We start from the raw sequence: 16715 nt of genomic DNA on the forward strand, positions 1-16715 counted from the left end.
TAATAATAGGCATAATAATGAAATTTAGCGCACCATGGTGTCATCAAAATAAGCTATTTAAGTACGCAGCAGCTCTTTTAACGCTTAGCAGCTTAAGCTTTGCTGCAATAGCTGCACCATTGGATAAATCAAAAATTCAGTTTATCGGCCCACTTGCCGAGGACATGCAGTTAAAGCCTTTTCAAACACCTCATGGCAATGCCATTATTAATAACCTATTGCCGCAGCTACAAGCAGACTCAGATAGTTTTTCTGTATTTGGGAAAAAACAAAACTGGCAGCCGTTTAATAAAATCAATGCGCTCACTTTAGGTGGGTTACAGGCACTAAAATTTAATATTGAAACAACCCGCTTTACACAAGGTACGCTTACCTTAAAAGGGATTGAGCAAGGTCAGTTATTTATTAATGGCGAACTACAAACAGGTGATAAAAATAGCTATAAGTTAGCTTTAAATAACAGTACTCACTCTATTTTAATAGTAGCCCAACAAGTAGCTAATTGGCACGATGTAACGCTTGATTTTGCACCTAAAAGCGACGTTGATAAAATTACGCTTAGCGCCTCACAAACAAAACGCTTATCTGCAAAACAATTGTTTGATGCCCCTACAATCAGTCAATTATCACTCGCACCTAATGCTAAGCAGTACGTTACTACTACTCGCACTTATAGCGATAAAACACAAAACCAAGCAAATACAGTTACTGTACTTAAAGATTCAGATAATCAAACGCTTTATCGCTTCGAAGCAGGCCAACCAAGTAACATTATTTGGAGTCCAGATAACCAATATTTAGTGTATTTGTTAAATGGTGAGCTTAAACAACTTAGCCGTAAAAACTTCTCAATAAAAACATTAGCAAACGATTTAGAAGGAGCCAATGGCTTTACCTTTTATAACGACACCAGTCTTTTGTTTAGCTGGTCTAAATCACCTGAGAGCACTAACAGCTTAACCAAGCACTATAAAGGTCTACAAGATCGCTGGTCGTATGCACGTACCACCAGTCAAATTTACATGCTTGATACTAAAAGTGGTTTAACAAAAGCACTTAGCCAAGGTCCTCTTTCTTACAGCCTTGAAGATTCAAATAGTAACCGTGGCAAAATATTAATGAGTCGCCCAGTAATGGCAATGCAAGCATCAACCCACCCTGAAACAGAGTTAGCCGAACTCGATTTAAAATCAAACAAGCTTTCATCGCTTGGTAAATTCAAAACATTTAATTTAGCCAAATACGCAAATAAAGATATTTATGTAATTGCAGGCCCTGACTTTAAAAATGGCGCAGGCAGAGCTCTACCAAAAGCAATGCTTGCTAATAACTACGACGGGCAACTTTACCTACTTACTGAAGACGGTAAAAACGTAAAAGCACTTAGTAAACAATTCGATTCTGCTATTGGCCAACTGCACGTTTTAGAAAACGGCGATGCGCTCATTAAGGTAACAGAGCAAGACACTCAACCGCTTTACCTATTTGATTTAAGTAAACAGCGCTTTAAAAAGTTAAATACAGGATTGGATATTGTTGAACAATTTAGTTACTCACACGACCGTAATACCGAAATTTTATTAAGTGGCACTAACGCTTTAGCGCCACAACAGCTAAAACGCCTTAACGTCAGTAAAAATAAAACAGATTTAATATGGGATTCAAAACCAAGTAGCTATGCAAATACACGACTCCCTACATTAGAGGAGTTTAATTTTAAAAATAAACATGGGGTTGAAATAACTGGCCGCGTTTATATTCCTAGCAATTTAGATAAAACTAAAAAGCACCCGGCGCTCGTGTATTACTACGGCGGCACTTCACCAGTTACGCGTGGTTTTACAGGCCGTTATCCGTTTAACTTATGGGCAGAAAATGGCTACGTTGTTTATGTAGTACAGCCTACTGGCGCAACAGGGTTTGGACAAAAGTTTTCAGCGCAGCATGTTAATGCCTGGGGCGACTACACTGCAGACGATATTATCGAAGGCACGCAAGCCTTTTTAAAGAAATACAACTATGTTGATAGTGAAAAGGTAGGAAATTTAGGGGCATCATACGGTGGCTTCATGACCATGTTATTGGCAACTAAAACCGATATATTTAGTGCTTCAATAGCTCATGCGGGTATTTCTAATATTACCTCGTATTGGGGTGAAGGTTGGTGGGGCTACTTATATTCTGGCGAAGCATCAAAAAATAGCTTCCCATGGAATAACCCTGAGCTTTACAGCCAACATAGCCCTGTGTTTCATGCCGACAAAGTAACAACACCTATGCTACTTCTTCATGGTGATAGTGATACCAATGTACCTGTTGGCGAAAGCTTAACAATGTACACTGCGCTTAAACTGCTTAATAAGGACGTAGAGTTAATCGAATACAAAGGCGCCGACCACCAAATTTTTGCACGCGATAAACGATTTGATTGGTGGAACACCATGCTCGCATACTTTGATAAAAAGCTAAAAGATGAACCTCAATGGTGGGACTCAATGTATAAAAATAACTGAGCCTGAACCTTTAAAATAACGACTTAATACAGATTTATTAATAGTAGTATTAATTATTTAGCACCTTTTAATTAGTTTAAAGGTGCTAACCTCATCCTCTAATAACGTCTTATACACCTTTGAAATATTAAGTTACTTAAAACTAATAAACCCCCTTCTCAGCATTTACCTAATGGTGCTACCATACAGAGCTATAAGCATTCAAAATAAAGTACTATGGCTATTAATGTTTTATTGGTTGAAGACGATGAACTACTCGTTAAACGCATCCAAAATCACTTTGCAGATACCGAATTTACAATAGAGGTAGACCCAACTGGCGCTGATGCACTTAACATTGTAAGGCAGCGGGTAAACCTGCGCGGTGCTATATCATTAGCCATAATTGACATTGTTTTGCCAAAGCGTGATGGGCTTCAGCTGGCAAAAGAATTAAACACACTTACCGATATTGGCGTTATTGTATTATCGAGTCGTGACTCCCAAGCCGATCGTATTGCAGGCCTTGCACAAGGTGCTGATGACTATATTTGTAAGCCCGTCGATTTACTGGAGTTAGAACTTCGCATGCGCGCGCTCTATAAGCGTGTTGCCGTTAACCTAGAAGACGACGAAAGCGAAGAATTTATAGAATATGCTGACTTTAAACTTCATCCCGATAATCGCACATTAATTACTGCTGCAGGCGTTGAATCACGCTTAACTGAAGCCGAACATAAAGTGCTTATTTGCTTAATTAGTAATGCGGGTAAAGCCACATCCCGTGAAAAAATATCAGAAGAAATAGGCCAGCCCGATTGGAGTCCAAACGATCGTACTGTTGATGTGCTGATTGGTCGTTTACGTAAAAAATTAAATGACGAAAAAGATCAAAAACGCATTGTTACCGTACGCGGTAAAGGCTATATGCTCTCTATTTAATACTTAGTTAATTGCGCAATAAGACGCTCAAATGCGCGGTAATTAAGTGCCTCTTTAAGCTCATTTAAACTAATGTTTTCAGCGCCTTTTAAATCACTAATAGTACGCGCCACTTTAATCACTCTATGATAAGAGCGTGGCGATAAAGACAACTTCTCGCTTGCTCTGGCTAAAAACTGCAACTCTGCAGGCGCTAGTACACAGTGCACACTCATTTCTTTATTATTAAGCCTCGCATTAACCTTACCTTGACGTTTTAGTTGTAGGTAATAAGCCGTTTCAACTCTTGCTCTAACCTCAGCACTACTTTCCTCCGGCTGAGTACTTTGTAGTTCAACACTCGTTAAACGAGGTAGTTCTATTTGCAAATCAATACGGTCAATAAAAGGTCCTGATACTCGCGATAAATAACGCATAACTTGATCGGGAGTTGCCCGCTTATCAGTATGGCTCCCTGTTGGGCTTGGATTTAATGCTGTAATAAGCTGAAACTGCGCCGGAAACTCCATTTGCCTAGCTGCACGTGAAATAGTAACTGTACCGGTTTCCATTGGCTCACGCAGTGAATCAAGTACCTTACGCTCGAATTCCGGTAACTCATCTAAGAAGAGCACACCGTTATGTGCCAGAGAAATTTCACCAGGTTTGGGATTCGAAGAGCCCCCCACCAAGGCAACAGCTGAACAAGTATGATGTGGATTACGAAATGGCCGCTGTCGCCAATTAGTTAAATCTATGGATTGCCCAATAATAGAGTAAAGCGCAGCTGTCGAAATAGCTTCATCGTCCGACATAGTAGGCATTATAGTTGCCATTCGCTGGGCCAGCATCGATTTACCAGTACCTGGAGGACCTAAAAATAGTAAATTATGCCCGCCAGCTGCAGCAATTTCGAGTACTCGCTTTGCACCGGGCTGACCTTTCACATCGCTTAAATCGAGTAAAAAGTCAGGGGCTTGTGTGCAGTCGGGATACTCTATATTTAATGGTAGGGGTTGTTGATTAAGTAAGTCCCCCCACACTTCTTGAATAGAGCTTACGGCTTTGCGTTTAACGCCATTAACTAGGCTTGCTAGGCTGTCGTTTGCAAGAGGTAAAAAGCAGCAACGATCTTGCTCTTTTGCAGCAAGTACCGAAGGTAAAATAGCGTTTACACCACGCACCTCACCATTAAGAGCAAGCTCCCCATAAAACTCATACTTATGAATATCAGGACACACTATTTGCCCAGAGGCGACTAAAATACCCACCGCAATAGCAAGATCAAACCGTCCGCCATCTTTTGGCAAGTCGGCTGGGGCTAAGTTTACGGTTATTCGTTGATCGGGAAAACCAAATTGTGAGTTTTCGAGTGCGCTACGTACTCTATCTTTTGATTCTTTAACGGACGCTTCGGGCAGGCCTACTATATGAAAAGCGGGTAAACCATTTCCTAGGTGAACTTCTACAATAACTTCAGGGGCATTTATACCCACTTGAGCACGAGAAAATATACGAGCTAACGACATTCCTTATCCTAGTAAATGGTGTGATTACACCAGTTTAGTCAGGATATTTAAAAACGTGTAATGTGATTTGCCATTTTATAGCAGCCAAACGAAGTAATAAGGTTATTAACATACCTAATACCATCGCCATTTCGGTTACTAACGAAAAACTAATGCCAAGCGTATAAACAGTGCCACCAGCTATACAGGTAATAGCGTAAAGCTCACCTTTTAATAGCATAGGGATCTCACGTGCAAGCACATCTCGAATTAATCCACCAAAGCAGCCTGTAATTACAGCCATAATTACCGCAGTCATATCGGGCATACCAACAAGCTGCGCTTTTTGTGCCCCCATTACTGCAAAAAAAGCTAAACCAAACGCATCCGCTGTTTGTAAAATATAATGAGGTATCGGCTTTTGTTTATTTATAAGGCGTGTTGTAACAAATACTGAAGCTAGTATGGCAAAAAAGTAACTTTGATCGTGTAACCAAAACACAGGAACATCTAAAATTAGATCTCGCACTGTACCACCACCAATAGCAGTTACCGTAGCTAAAACTACGACCCCAAAGCCATCCATTTTTTTTTCGTACGCTAGCAAAGTGCCCGACACAGCAAACACCGCAATGCCTATTAAATCAAACCAGTGATAAAGTTCTGTCATGTGATGTGTATTGTTACTTAAAATCTTTTAACCGTTTTAACATAAAATACTCTTTTTTAAAAAATAAGTTATTTGTTAAACATCACAGATATTAGAGTAAAGTCATTAAATAAAGCAGAATATAAGGTATTTTATCAAACTGCTGACACAAAAAATCACTCGATAAAGAATGCGATTTTGTTTTAACTTTTTTAGATATTTAATTTCAGTGGTTGCGGGAGCTTGAGTGTGTAAAAAGCGAACCGACGACCTTCGCTTACTTGTGCAAAGTGTTTTGCACAGTAACGGTGAGTTTAAATTCATAATAATTTATTAAACTGCAGACGCAAAAAATCACTCGATAAAGAGTGCGATTTTGTTTTAGCTTTTTAGGTATTTAATTTCAGTGGTTGCGGGAGCTTGAGTGTGTAAAAAGCGAACCGACGACCTTCGCTTACTTGTGCAAAGTGTTTTGCACAGTAACGGTGAGTTTAAATTCATAATAATTTATTAAACTGCAGACGCAAAAAATCACTCGATAAAGAGTGCGATTTTGTTTTAGCTTTTTAGGTATTTAATTTCAGTGGTTGCGGGAGCTTGAGTTTGTAAAAAGCGAACCGACGACCTTCGCTTACTTATGCAGAGTATTTTGCGTAGTAACGGTGAGTTTTATAATTATAGGAATTAATTAAACTGCAGACGCAAAAAATCACTCGATAAAGAGTGCGATTTTGTTTTAGCTTTTTATGTATTTAATTTCAGTAGTTGCGGGAGCTTGAGTTTGTAAAAAGCGAACCGACGACCTTCGCTTACTTGTGCAAAGTGTTTTGCGCAGTAACGGTGAGTTTTATAATTATAAGAATTTATTAAACTGCAGACGCAAAAAATCACTCGATAAAGAGTGCTATTTTGTTTTAACTTTTTAGGTATTTAATTTCAGTGGTTGCGGGAGCCGGATTTGAACCGACGACCTTCGGGTTATGAGCCCGACGAGCTACCAGACTGCTCCATCCCGCGCCTGAAATTTGTAGACTTGTTTAAAGTTGCTTACATTACAACTTGGCTTCCAATTAAAGAATTGGTTGCGGGAGCCGGATTTGAACCGACGACCTTCGGGTTATGAGCCCGACGAGCTACCAGACTGCTCCATCCCGCGCCTGTATATTTTAAGTCTATCGACTACTTTATTTTATCTCTTAAGCTAGAGTTTACAGTAACCAAATCTTATAAAAAATTGGTTGCGGGAGCCGGATTTGAACCGACGACCTTCGGGTTATGAGCCCGACGAGCTACCAGACTGCTCCATCCCGCGCCTGTAATTTCTTTAAAACATTTTCGTAATATTTACGAGCCTGCCTTGAAGAGAGCGCTACTATATAGGAATAAACATTTAATGCAAGGCCTAAACTAATTAAAGTTGTTCAACCGGACAAAAAGCAATCAAATTGCTATTCTGCGCTCAACCTTTGATGCGGATTAATCATTTTTTGCCATTCCCAGTCTGGATGCCCCATCACTATAAAGTCAGGGTTCTCAGTACTCTCGCGTTGGTTGTACGTTAGCGGGTTAAATTCTGCATCGGTAATACAACCACCGGCTTCTTCAACAATAACTTGTGAAGCACCTGTATCCCACTCTCCCGTTGGACCAATTCTTAAAAAACAATCTGCTTTGCCTTCTGCAACAGTACAAGCTTTTAATGAGCACGAGCCAATAGCAATAGTTGTAAACTGACTATTTAAATACTGACTCACCGCTTCTATTTTTTGGCGGCGGCTCACTGCAAGCGTCAAGTTCTCTGGCGGCGCTACAGATATTTGCTTATCAATTGAGTTTTCACGTTTAAAGGCACCATTTTTAGCTGTAGCAAAATAAGTCACACCTTTTGCAGGCCAATGAATAACTCCAAGCACAGGATGATTATTTTCAATCAATGCAATGTTTACTGCAAAGTCGCCACTTTCTAAAATAAATTCGCCTGTACCATCCATCGGATCGAGCAACCAATAGCGCTGCCAGTCCTGTCTGTCGGCGAGTGCAGGTATAGGTGTTTCTTCCGACATAATTGGGATATCGGGCGCTAAGACTTTTAATCCAGCAACCAGTACGTCATTTGCTGCTAAGTCAGCTTTGGTAACAGGCGTATTATCTGATTTCTCTTGTTGGCCAATATCGCCTTTTTTATAAATGGCCATAATTGCATCGCCAGCACGCTCAGCTAATTCAATACACGGTTCGATTAATTTATTCATCGGCAGCTCCAGACGCTAAATACTTATCTAATAATAGCAAAGCTGCAACACTGCGTGCTTCGGTAAAATCTTCTTGGTCTAATAATGACTGCCACTGAGTTAATGGCCACTTAACAACAACAAGCGGCTCTGGTTCGTCGCCAATAAGGGTTTGTGGGTATAATTGCTTAGCAAATAAAATATGCATAGTGGCATTAAAGTAACTCGGCGCCATTGTTACTGTTCTTAATGGTTTAAAATACTCAGCACCAAAGCCAATTTCTTCTTTAAGCTCTCTGTTAGCAGCTTGCTCTGGCGTTTCGCCCGGATCGATTAAGCCTTTAGGAAAACCTAACTGGTAATCGTTTGTGCCCGCACAGTATTCACGAACAAGTAGTAATTCGTTGTCTGCACTTAACGGAACAATCATCACTGCTCCCCGGCCACCGCCGCGAATTCGCTCATACTGACGCTCTTCGTTATTAGAAAACTTTAGCTCTAAAGACTCCACAGTAAACAGGCGGCTTTTAGCGACAACATTGTTACTGAGGATTTGTGGTGGTGTTGGGTGCTTTTTCTGTGTCATTGGCGTTAATTTGCTATCATGGCAGTTAGTTCAATAATAAACCTTATAAGTTGAAATTCCTATGTTAAATTGGTCAAAAATCGATACCGTTTTGCTCGACATGGATGGAACATTACTCGATTTACATTACGACAGTCATTTTTGGCTTAACGTTATTCCTGCGCAACACGCATTAGCAAGGGGCATTAGCCTAGATGCAGCTAAAGCAGATATTTTAAAACGCTATCAAGCTGTGAGCGGTCAAATACAGTGGTATTGTTTAGATTATTGGGAGCAGCAATTAAGCTTGCCTATAATGGAGCTTAAACGAGAGTCTCAGCATTTAATTAAAATGCGCGAAGACGTACCTCATTTTTTAACTGAGCTTAAAAAAGCAGGCAAAGAGTTAATTTTACTTACCAACGCCCACCCTGAGAGTGTCATGCTTAAATTTGAGCATACAGCGATTGATAACTACCTAGATGGCGTAGTGTCGACTCATGAATATGGAGTAAGTAAAGAGCAACAAAGTTTGTGGCACCAAGTACAAAAAGACTTAGGGTTTAATAAGCAGCGCACTTTGTTTGTAGATGACAGTGTGCCGGTATTAAATGCCGCACGAGAATACGGCATTGAGCACTTACTTGCAGTTGCTAACCCAGATAGCCAACAACCACATAACGAAATAGCCGATTACCTAAGTGTTACCGACTATCGTAAGATTATCTAACTCAACTTACGTGACTTAAATTTTTGGGTAACGCGCTTCTAGCCCTTGATATACTAACTTTGCAAAATCTGCATGTTCTGTATCAAGGCTTTTAACTACTTCAACTAAATGCTCGTTATCTTCTTGCCCATTCCATTCTTTAATATAGCTACCATCTTTGTAACCGTGATCTTGGCGAAAAAAGTTTAACGTATTTTTACCTACGTAGCCGCGATATAAATCATCAATATCCATACCTATTTGCGCCATACAGCCGGCAAAGGCACCTGCATTAAACGTTTTATCAGCAACAGCAGACGCCGCTAATATCTCTAGTGTTTGTTTAAAGTCATCAGCTTGTTGAGCATTACTAAGCTCAGTTTCAAGTTGCTTTGCTAAGTCTTCGTAGCTAGTTTCGCCGTCAATTCTAAGCGATAGACCAAAATGAAAAATATCAACCAACTCTAAAATAACTTGTTCAGTATCTGGTGTTTGTTTTTTCCACCATTTCCAACCATGATGATCTAGCATTTCAGCACACTCAACCCAAATAGCGCGGTACCATTCAAACCCTTGAGTAAACCATTGCTCATGTACTTTAGTATTCATGGCGTTTTGCATTTCTAGCATCACTACTAGCTTGTTTAAATTGGCAGACATATCAATTCCTGTCGTTTTGGTTGGCGTAATTTTCGTTGGTGTAATAATACAGATAAAATGCTGATTGTGCATTGCTGTATATTTTTATTAGTGTGCTAATTATGTTTATCGTGACGTCGTAAACTCATGCCATGAATCAATTAAATCAATGAAATCTTCAAAGCCACAACCACTACTTAAACCATTTTCTTCAAGCGCTAAATCGTCATCTTGATACGCTATTAGGTCTTCGCTGTCTTGATGAAGTGCATGGGCTTCAAATAATGCTTCGTCTTTCGTTAATATTAAATCTATTTCTTGGCCTTTTAGCGTTAGCGGCTCATAGCTTGAACTTACCGATGCAATAAGCGCTTGCACCATGGCTACTTTGTCTTTGCCTATTTCTTCGTTTAGCCAGCGACCAATAATAGCGTGTTCACTGCTTATTTTAATACGTAGCCCACTAATAGGGTCGCGAATAAATTGATATTCCATAGGGTTTGCCTGTAAATCTTTAATTGCGTAATTATATACGTAAACGCCCGTAAACCACAGGACATATAAAGTAAAATAGCGCCACATGGGCGCTATTTTACTCAACTTTAAAACCGTTAACTTCGCGATCTATAACGCGCTGCGTCAATGATCGACCATAAGTAAATAATAGGCACAAGTACAAAGCCTACAAGCACATAAATTAGTGCGTAACTTATTATAATAGCGAGTGCAAAAAATATAGCCGCTAAAATACGCCCTTGCACTAACTGCCCTAAACCAGGAAAAAATATATTACATAATGCTGCGATTACGTTACCGCCAGAACCTTGATCTGCCATACTAACCTCTGTATTTATTTGATTTTATAATTATTTACTTACACACTCTATGCCAATTTATTAAAGCTTACAAATCAAATAGTTAAATTAGTCTAGATTTAGAGAGTTAGTAAATTTTGCTAACTTTAGGTCAAATTAGCAATTTTTGTTATGTGTTTGCACTTTTCTATTCGCTCAATTAATTAGCAAGTTACTCGTTTTGAACACTATTTTATAAATAGCTGTTTATAAAAACAGTATTTTATTTAGCCTAACAAAAACACCTGTTATACTGGCCACAATATTGATTAAAAAGGCGTAACGATGGACGTTTCACAATTACTCGATGGCTTAAATGACAAACAACGCGATGCCGTTGCAGCCCCACTACAAAACATGCTGGTATTAGCAGGTGCTGGGTCTGGTAAAACACGAGTGTTAGTTCATCGTATTGCGTGGCTTATGCAAGTTGAGCAAGCCTCCGCTTACAGTATTTTTGCAGTTACTTTTACTAATAAAGCCGCTAAAGAAATGCGTGGCCGCGTTGAAGAAACACTAAAAGCGCCTGTAGGTGGTATGTGGATTGGTACTTTCCATGGTTTATCGCATCGTATTTTACGTGCTCATCACCGTGAAGCTAACTTACCTGAAGCCTTTCAAATTTTAGACTCTGACGATCAGCTTCGGATGATCAAGCGCTTATTAAAATCGATGAATATTGATGATAAAAAATGGCCTGCTAAACAATTTGGCTGGTACATAAGCGCCAAAAAAGATGAAGCACTTCGCCCTAAAGATATTCAAGCATACGATATTAATGAGCAAATGATGCTGCGTGTTTATGCCGCCTATCAAGAGGCCTGTGATAGAGCGGGCCTAGTTGATTTTGCTGAAATATTACTACGCAGCTACGAAGTGTTAAAAAATAACCCTACGTTACTGCGTCATTATCAGCAACGCTTTGCACATATGCTCGTAGACGAGTTCCAAGATACAAATACCATTCAATATGCTTGGTTAAAATTACTTGCTGGCGATACTAACAGCATTATGATTGTAGGCGACGATGACCAAAGCATTTATGGTTGGCGTGGTGCTAAAATCGAAAACATTAAACGTTTTTTAACTGACTTCAGCGCAGAAACCATTCGTCTTGAACAAAACTACCGCTCAACAGCGACTATTTTGAAAGCGTCTAACGCATTAATTCAAAATAACTCAGAACGTATGGGTAAAAGCTTGTGGACCGACGGTAACGACGGCGAGCCAATCTCTATTTATGCAGCATTTAATGAGTTAGACGAAGCACGCTTTGTAAGTAGCAAACTACGAAGCTGGTTAAATGCAGGTAATGCCCTACAAGATGCCGCAATTTTATACCGTAGTAACGCGCAATCTCGTGTACTCGAGGAGGCCATGCTGCAAGAAGGCTTAAAATACCGTATTTATGGTGGTATGCGATTCTTCGAACGACAAGAAATTAAAGATGCGCTTTCGTATTTACGCCTAGTAGGTAATCGTCAAGACGATGCCGCGTTTGAGCGTGTAATTAATACGCCAGCACGCGGTATTGGTGATAAAACATTGAGCCATATACGAGATTGTGCACGAGCAGAATCGTTACCGCTTTGGTATGCCGCAAAAGCAATTGTAGAACAACAGCACTTATCTGGTCGTGCCTCTGGTGCAGTAAGTAAGTTTGTAGAACTAGTCGAACAAATAGAAGATAAAATTAGCGATCTAACTTTGCATGAGCAAGCCAAGTACACAATTCAAACCTCAGGCTTGATGGCAATGTACCAAGCTGAAAAAGGTGAAAAAGGCCGTGCTCGCGTAGAAAACTTAGAAGAGCTAATTAGCGCATGTGACCAGTACGAACTTCCTGACGACGAAGAATACAGCTCGCCTTTACAAGGCTTTTTAGCACATACATCACTTGAGTCAGGTGAAGGACAAGCAGAAGAGCACGAAGACGCCGTTCAAATGATGACACTTCACTCAGCTAAAGGCTTAGAGTTTCCGTTAGTGTTTATGGTGGGCGTAGAAGAAGGCATGTTCCCTTCTCAGCAAAGTAACGAAGAGTCTGGTCGTTTGGAAGAAGAGCGCCGCCTTTGTTATGTAGGCATGACACGAGCAATGGATAAGTTATACATTAGCCATGCTGAGAGTCGCCGTTTATACGGGCAAGAAAAATACCATAGCCCATCACGCTTTTTACGCGAAATACCTGAGGACTGCGTTGAAGAAATTCGTATTAAAACACAGGTTTCTCGCCCGCCTGCCGCCGGGCGTTTTAGCGCATCAGTTAGCCATGCCGCATTTGAAGACAGTGGCTTTAACTTAGGGCAACGAGTTTTGCATGCTAAGTTTGGTGTTGGTACCGTACTTAATTACGAAGGCAGTGGCGCGCAATCTCGCGTACAAGTTAACTTTGACGACCTTGGCAGTAAATGGTTAGTAACGGCCTATGCACGATTACAAGCTGTATAAAGCTCACCTAAATGAGTTAGAACAACAACTAGCTGGCGCGTATCATCGTCAGCTAGTGTTGATTACGGGCAGCCCTGCTTGGTGTTATGAATTACTTAACTCATTAATAGATGAAAACAATACACTTGTTGTATCAAAGCAGTGCGCGATTAAAAATTCGTACTGGCCTACTCGCACTCACCAAATTTTAGGGCAAGAATTTGCTCATGCTGTTTACGATGGTTTTAGTGGTTTACACCCTGATAAACTTGCAGCACTTACCGGCACCGTTAAAGCAGGCGGTATACTGTTTTTATTACTGCCCGAATTAAATGATTTAGCCTCTTGGCAAGACCCCTCATTAAGTACAGTGCAATCACACGGTCAGAGTATTGACTACAGTTTATTTAATCAACGTTTCGCGGCTATTATTAAGCAATTACCCGCTTTTCATTTTAGTGAAAAAAATGGCTGTATTAGTAATCTCGTCAGCTCTGTTACGCATAATAAAATTGACTATCTACCACAGCAAAACTGCGTTGAACAAATAGTAAAAGTAGCTAATGGCCGTGCCAACAGGCCTTTACTCATTAATGCTGATAGAGGTAGAGGCAAGTCGGCAGCACTTGGCTTAGCTGCCGCAAAATTGACTGATAAAAAAGTAATTATTTGCAGCACTCAGTTTAAAGCGACCCATAGTAGCTTTAAACATTTAGCCAACGAGTTAGACCTGCAATACAACGCTGAACATAAACAGCTCGCCAACTTGCACTACGTTGCACCTGACGCGTTATTAAATGCATTACCTGAGTGCGATTTATTACTCATTGATGAAGCTGCCGCGATCCCTGTACCGTTATTGCTAAAAATGCTAGCTCATTACCCTCGTATAGTCTTTGCAAGTACACTGGTTGGGTATGAGGGCAATGGTAGGGGTTATACCATTCGCTTTAGTAACTATATAAAAGCGCACTATAAAGCCTCTAAAGTTGTAACGCTTGATGAGCCACTGCGTTTTGCTAAACACGATCCCCTCGAGAAGCACATTCGCACCTTGCTTGCACTCGATGCACAATATAAAGAGTTAAGTAGTGAGCAATTAGAGCAGCCAGTTCATAGCGAAATAACTCAGCAATCCCTTGTAAACAATGAGCCTTTACTGCAACAAGTTATTGCCCTGCTTGCATTGGCTCACTATCAAAGTAGTGTAAACGATTTACGCCAACTACTAGACGCACCATCGCAACGAATATTCATCAGCAAAATTAACAATCAATTAGTTGGTGTATGTTTAATCGCAATAGAAGGTGGTTTAAGTGAAGAACTTGCTCTACAGGTTATAAGCGGAGAGCGCCGCCCACAGGGTCATTTAATGGCTCAAACCCTCTCACAACTTAGTTTTAATAATGACTACTTAACACAGTTGAGCGCTCGCGTTGTACGAATAGCGATTGATCCGAGTTCTCACAATATGGGTTTTGGTAAAAAGCTACTTAGCTATTGCGAGTCGCAAGTAAAAAGCCAATGTAGTTGGTTTGGTGCAAGCTTTGGCGCAACAACGCAGTTACTTAATTTTTGGCAAAACCAAGGGTTTGATACCGTAAAGCTAGGTTATCAACGCGATAAAAGCACAGCTGAACATTCAGCGCTTGTGGTTAAATGCTTAAGCAACAAAAGTGCAATTATTCAACCTCTAAAAAAGCAGTTTAAAAACGATTTTTTTTATGCTCTTTTAACACACTTTAAAACACTAGATTGGCAACTTGTAAGTATTCTAATTGAAGGATTTAGCGATGAGTTAGTAAGCCCCGAGACTCGCGAACGATTAGCCTTACTCGTAAACAGTAACTTCACTCAATTTAATATCTCTGCGACTCTCTGGCAGGTAGTGAATCAGTCTCCTTCTTGTATGTCTCAATTAACAGAGTCTGATAAACAACTTTTAATAAAGTTAGTGCTGCAAAATGAATGTAATGAAAAAGTGATTCAACACTTAGGTTTATTAGGAAAAAAGCAGCTTGAGAATCAATTTAAACGTGCCATAAAAAACCTCACTAGTGCCATCTAATAACTCCTAGTTACCTATCTCTATTAAATCTTATCCATCTTTAAGCTATTTATTTAATTTGTTCTATCCTTAAAGCATTAACAGGTAAATTAAGATAAAGGCATGGAATTAATAAACTTTAAAGTGGGCTGCAAAACAATTTCACTTAAAATACTCGATATTTTATTAACAGAACGCTTTGACAATAATCTAACAACTTTACCCAACAATAATAAAAGCTTTATTGGTGTTAAAGATTATATGGATATACCAACGCCTGTGTTTGATTTAGGTATTATTTTAAATAATATCTCAACCGAACAAAGTAATGCGCATGTACTAAAACAACTAAGAACATGGCAAGAAAAACTATTAAACTGGTTCAATACCCTTCAAAGTAACTTGCTAAATAGCTCGGCTTCTATTTCAAGCAATGATGCAGAACTACAAGATTTTGTTCTGTTTTACAAAGAGTTCAACACCGATAATGAAGACTTAAAACTAACAATGTCTCGACTTAACGAACCTTTCCAATCATTGCTAGAAACGGTAAAAGAAGCTATATCAGCTCACAATCAAAGCGATTATAAACAAGTATCAGCTCTGCTCGAAATAATTAAGCGTAGTAACCTAATTCAGCTAGAGCGTTTATTCGAATCAGCTAAAGAGCAAATAACCTTAGACTATAAACCTATTATTGTTTTTACCACTAAAGACGGCTTAAACCCACACGTAGGGTTATTGGTAGATAAAGTCGAAGATAATATCGACTATAAAAAAGAAGACATTAAACCACTAGATAAGCTCACTGAGGTTGGTTTTGATCTAGACCCACAAACTAAAAATATGATGCGAGGATTAATCAAGCTTTCACAAAAGCACAGTGTATTAATTGATCCAAGCGTAATATTTAAACCAACACAACTAGAAGAATCTGAAAGTGAAGAAACTCAAGCTTACGGACTATTTTAAATAGTCTTTAGATTTGGTTATAAACTTTAGTACTGAAGTAAGGAGCTATTCTACTCGACTTGTACATTTAGATAAATTGGAGAGAAATCGAGTGCGTAATGTTAGTTACTCATATTTCACTTTTCTGCAAACGTAAAAAAACCGAATCGTTAGATCCGGGCTTTCTACAATGTGAAGCTTGTGTAATGTCATAGTGCCCACAGCAGTAGAAAGTCACGTAGCAAATGCTAATTTATTGGCCGACTGAGATATTAAGGGATTTAACGTCGGGAGTCGCTATGCTCGCCCGCCCTACGAGATGGGTGTTGATGTGAGTGTGTGTTAATTGCGCGCATTTCACTTTTCTGCAGACGTAAAAAAGCCCGAATCGTTAGATTCGGGCTTTCTACAATTTGAAGCCTGGTAATGTCCTACTTTCACATAGCAAATGCTACACTATCATCGGCGCTGTTTCGTTTCACTACTGAGTTCGGCATGGAATCAGGTGGGTCCAAAACGCTATTGTCACCAAGCAAATTTGGGCGTTAATCCGTATTACTACGCACTAACTGAATTTGGAAAATATCTGATAATATTTTTTAAGTCTTTCTAAGTAATATCTACTTTAGTCATATTAACTTCTGTCTAAACTGTCGCATAAAACGCGTTTGGCGTTGTATGGTTAAGCCTCACGGGTAATTAGTACAAGTTAGCTTAAT

At 39.6% G+C, this 16715-nt stretch carries 13 protein-coding genes, 3 tRNA genes and 1 rRNA gene; 6 read left to right on the forward strand and 11 right to left on the reverse strand.

Going from position 1 to position 16715, the window contains the following annotated elements; translation table 11 throughout:
* Positions 1–17: 17 nt before the first annotated feature.
* Together GQR45_RS19920 and GQR45_RS19925 are read left to right on the forward strand one after the other, a co-directional pair.
* Positions 18–2513: a prolyl oligopeptidase family serine peptidase gene (locus GQR45_RS19920; RefSeq protein WP_165726843.1), complete on the forward strand. Its 2496-nt coding sequence runs from the start codon at positions 18–20 to the stop codon at positions 2511–2513.
* A gap of 216 nt (positions 2514–2729) precedes the next feature.
* Positions 2730–3434: a response regulator transcription factor gene (locus GQR45_RS19925; protein ID WP_002957913.1), complete on the forward strand. Its 705-nt coding sequence runs from the start codon at positions 2730–2732 to the stop codon at positions 3432–3434.
* Here the strand turns inward: GQR45_RS19925 and GQR45_RS19930 are convergent.
* The 7 genes from GQR45_RS19930 to nudE form a co-directional block, all read right to left on the reverse strand.
* Positions 3431–4942 (reverse strand): YifB family Mg chelatase-like AAA ATPase, encoded by a 1512-nt coding sequence (locus GQR45_RS19930; protein WP_007587019.1) that lies wholly within the window; start codon positions 4940–4942, stop codon positions 3431–3433. The two genes, GQR45_RS19925 and GQR45_RS19930, sit on opposite strands and share 4 nt — an antisense overlap.
* A gap of 34 nt (positions 4943–4976) precedes the next feature.
* Positions 4977–5591, reverse strand: coding sequence for a trimeric intracellular cation channel family protein (locus tag GQR45_RS19935; protein WP_165726844.1), 615 nt, complete (start codon positions 5589–5591; stop codon positions 4977–4979).
* Between the two features lie 919 nt (positions 5592–6510).
* Positions 6511–6587: transfer RNA gene (locus tag GQR45_RS19940), tRNA-Met, on the reverse strand.
* Between the two features lie 62 nt (positions 6588–6649).
* Positions 6650–6726, reverse strand: a tRNA-Met gene (locus GQR45_RS19945).
* Positions 6727–6805: 79 nt separating this feature from the next.
* Positions 6806–6882, reverse strand: a tRNA-Met gene (locus tag GQR45_RS19950).
* A gap of 136 nt (positions 6883–7018) precedes the next feature.
* Complete coding sequence (cysQ, locus tag GQR45_RS19955; protein WP_007586545.1) at positions 7019–7822, reverse strand: 3'(2'),5'-bisphosphate nucleotidase CysQ; 804 nt, start codon at positions 7820–7822, stop codon at positions 7019–7021.
* On the reverse strand, positions 7815–8387 hold the full coding sequence (gene nudE, locus GQR45_RS19960) for an ADP compounds hydrolase NudE (RefSeq protein WP_007586548.1): 573 nt from the start codon (positions 8385–8387) through the stop codon (positions 7815–7817). Before nudE ends, cysQ begins: the two co-directional genes overlap by 8 nt.
* A gap of 61 nt (positions 8388–8448) precedes the next feature.
* On the opposite strand from nudE, the gene yrfG reads away from it, so the two are divergent.
* Entirely contained in the window at positions 8449–9096 is a 648-nt protein-coding gene (yrfG, locus tag GQR45_RS19965) for a GMP/IMP nucleotidase (RefSeq protein WP_007378908.1), read from the forward strand.
* A 15-nt stretch (positions 9097–9111) separates the two neighbouring features.
* On the opposite strand, the gene GQR45_RS19970 is transcribed toward yrfG, so the two are convergent.
* From GQR45_RS19970 to GQR45_RS19980, 3 genes are all read right to left on the reverse strand, one after another.
* A complete protein-coding gene (locus GQR45_RS19970) occupies positions 9112–9735 on the reverse strand; it encodes a dUTP diphosphatase (RefSeq protein ID WP_165726845.1) in 624 nt (207 codons plus the stop codon).
* A gap of 105 nt (positions 9736–9840) precedes the next feature.
* The gene (locus tag GQR45_RS19975; protein ID WP_024592461.1) at positions 9841–10209 is read right to left on the reverse strand and encodes a YacL family protein; all 369 of its coding nucleotides are present in this window, start codon (positions 10207–10209) and stop codon (positions 9841–9843) included.
* Between the two features lie 116 nt (positions 10210–10325).
* Complete coding sequence (locus GQR45_RS19980; protein ID WP_002963009.1) at positions 10326–10550, reverse strand: hypothetical protein; 225 nt, start codon at positions 10548–10550, stop codon at positions 10326–10328.
* 303 nt (positions 10551–10853) lie between these two features.
* Between GQR45_RS19980 and uvrD the strand changes: the two genes are divergently transcribed.
* From uvrD to GQR45_RS19995, 3 genes are all read left to right on the forward strand, one after another.
* Positions 10854–13019, forward strand: a complete 2166-nt coding sequence (gene uvrD, locus GQR45_RS19985; RefSeq protein WP_165726846.1) for a DNA helicase II — start codon at positions 10854–10856, stop codon at positions 13017–13019.
* A complete protein-coding gene (locus GQR45_RS19990; RefSeq protein WP_165726847.1) occupies positions 12997–15066 on the forward strand; it encodes a GNAT family N-acetyltransferase in 2070 nt (689 codons plus the stop codon). The genes uvrD and GQR45_RS19990 overlap by 23 nt, the downstream gene beginning before the upstream one ends.
* 102 nt (positions 15067–15168) lie before the next feature.
* Positions 15169–16017, forward strand: a complete 849-nt coding sequence (locus tag GQR45_RS19995; RefSeq protein WP_165726848.1) for a chemotaxis protein — start codon at positions 15169–15171, stop codon at positions 16015–16017.
* Between the two features lie 397 nt (positions 16018–16414).
* Here the strand turns inward: GQR45_RS19995 and rrf are convergent.
* A 5S ribosomal RNA gene (gene rrf / locus GQR45_RS20000) occupies positions 16415–16529 on the reverse strand.
* Between the last annotated feature and the right edge of the window lie 186 nt (positions 16530–16715).

The organism is Pseudoalteromonas sp. SA25 (assembly GCF_011378705.1).
Lineage (GTDB): Bacteria > Pseudomonadota > Gammaproteobacteria > Enterobacterales > Alteromonadaceae > Pseudoalteromonas > Pseudoalteromonas arctica.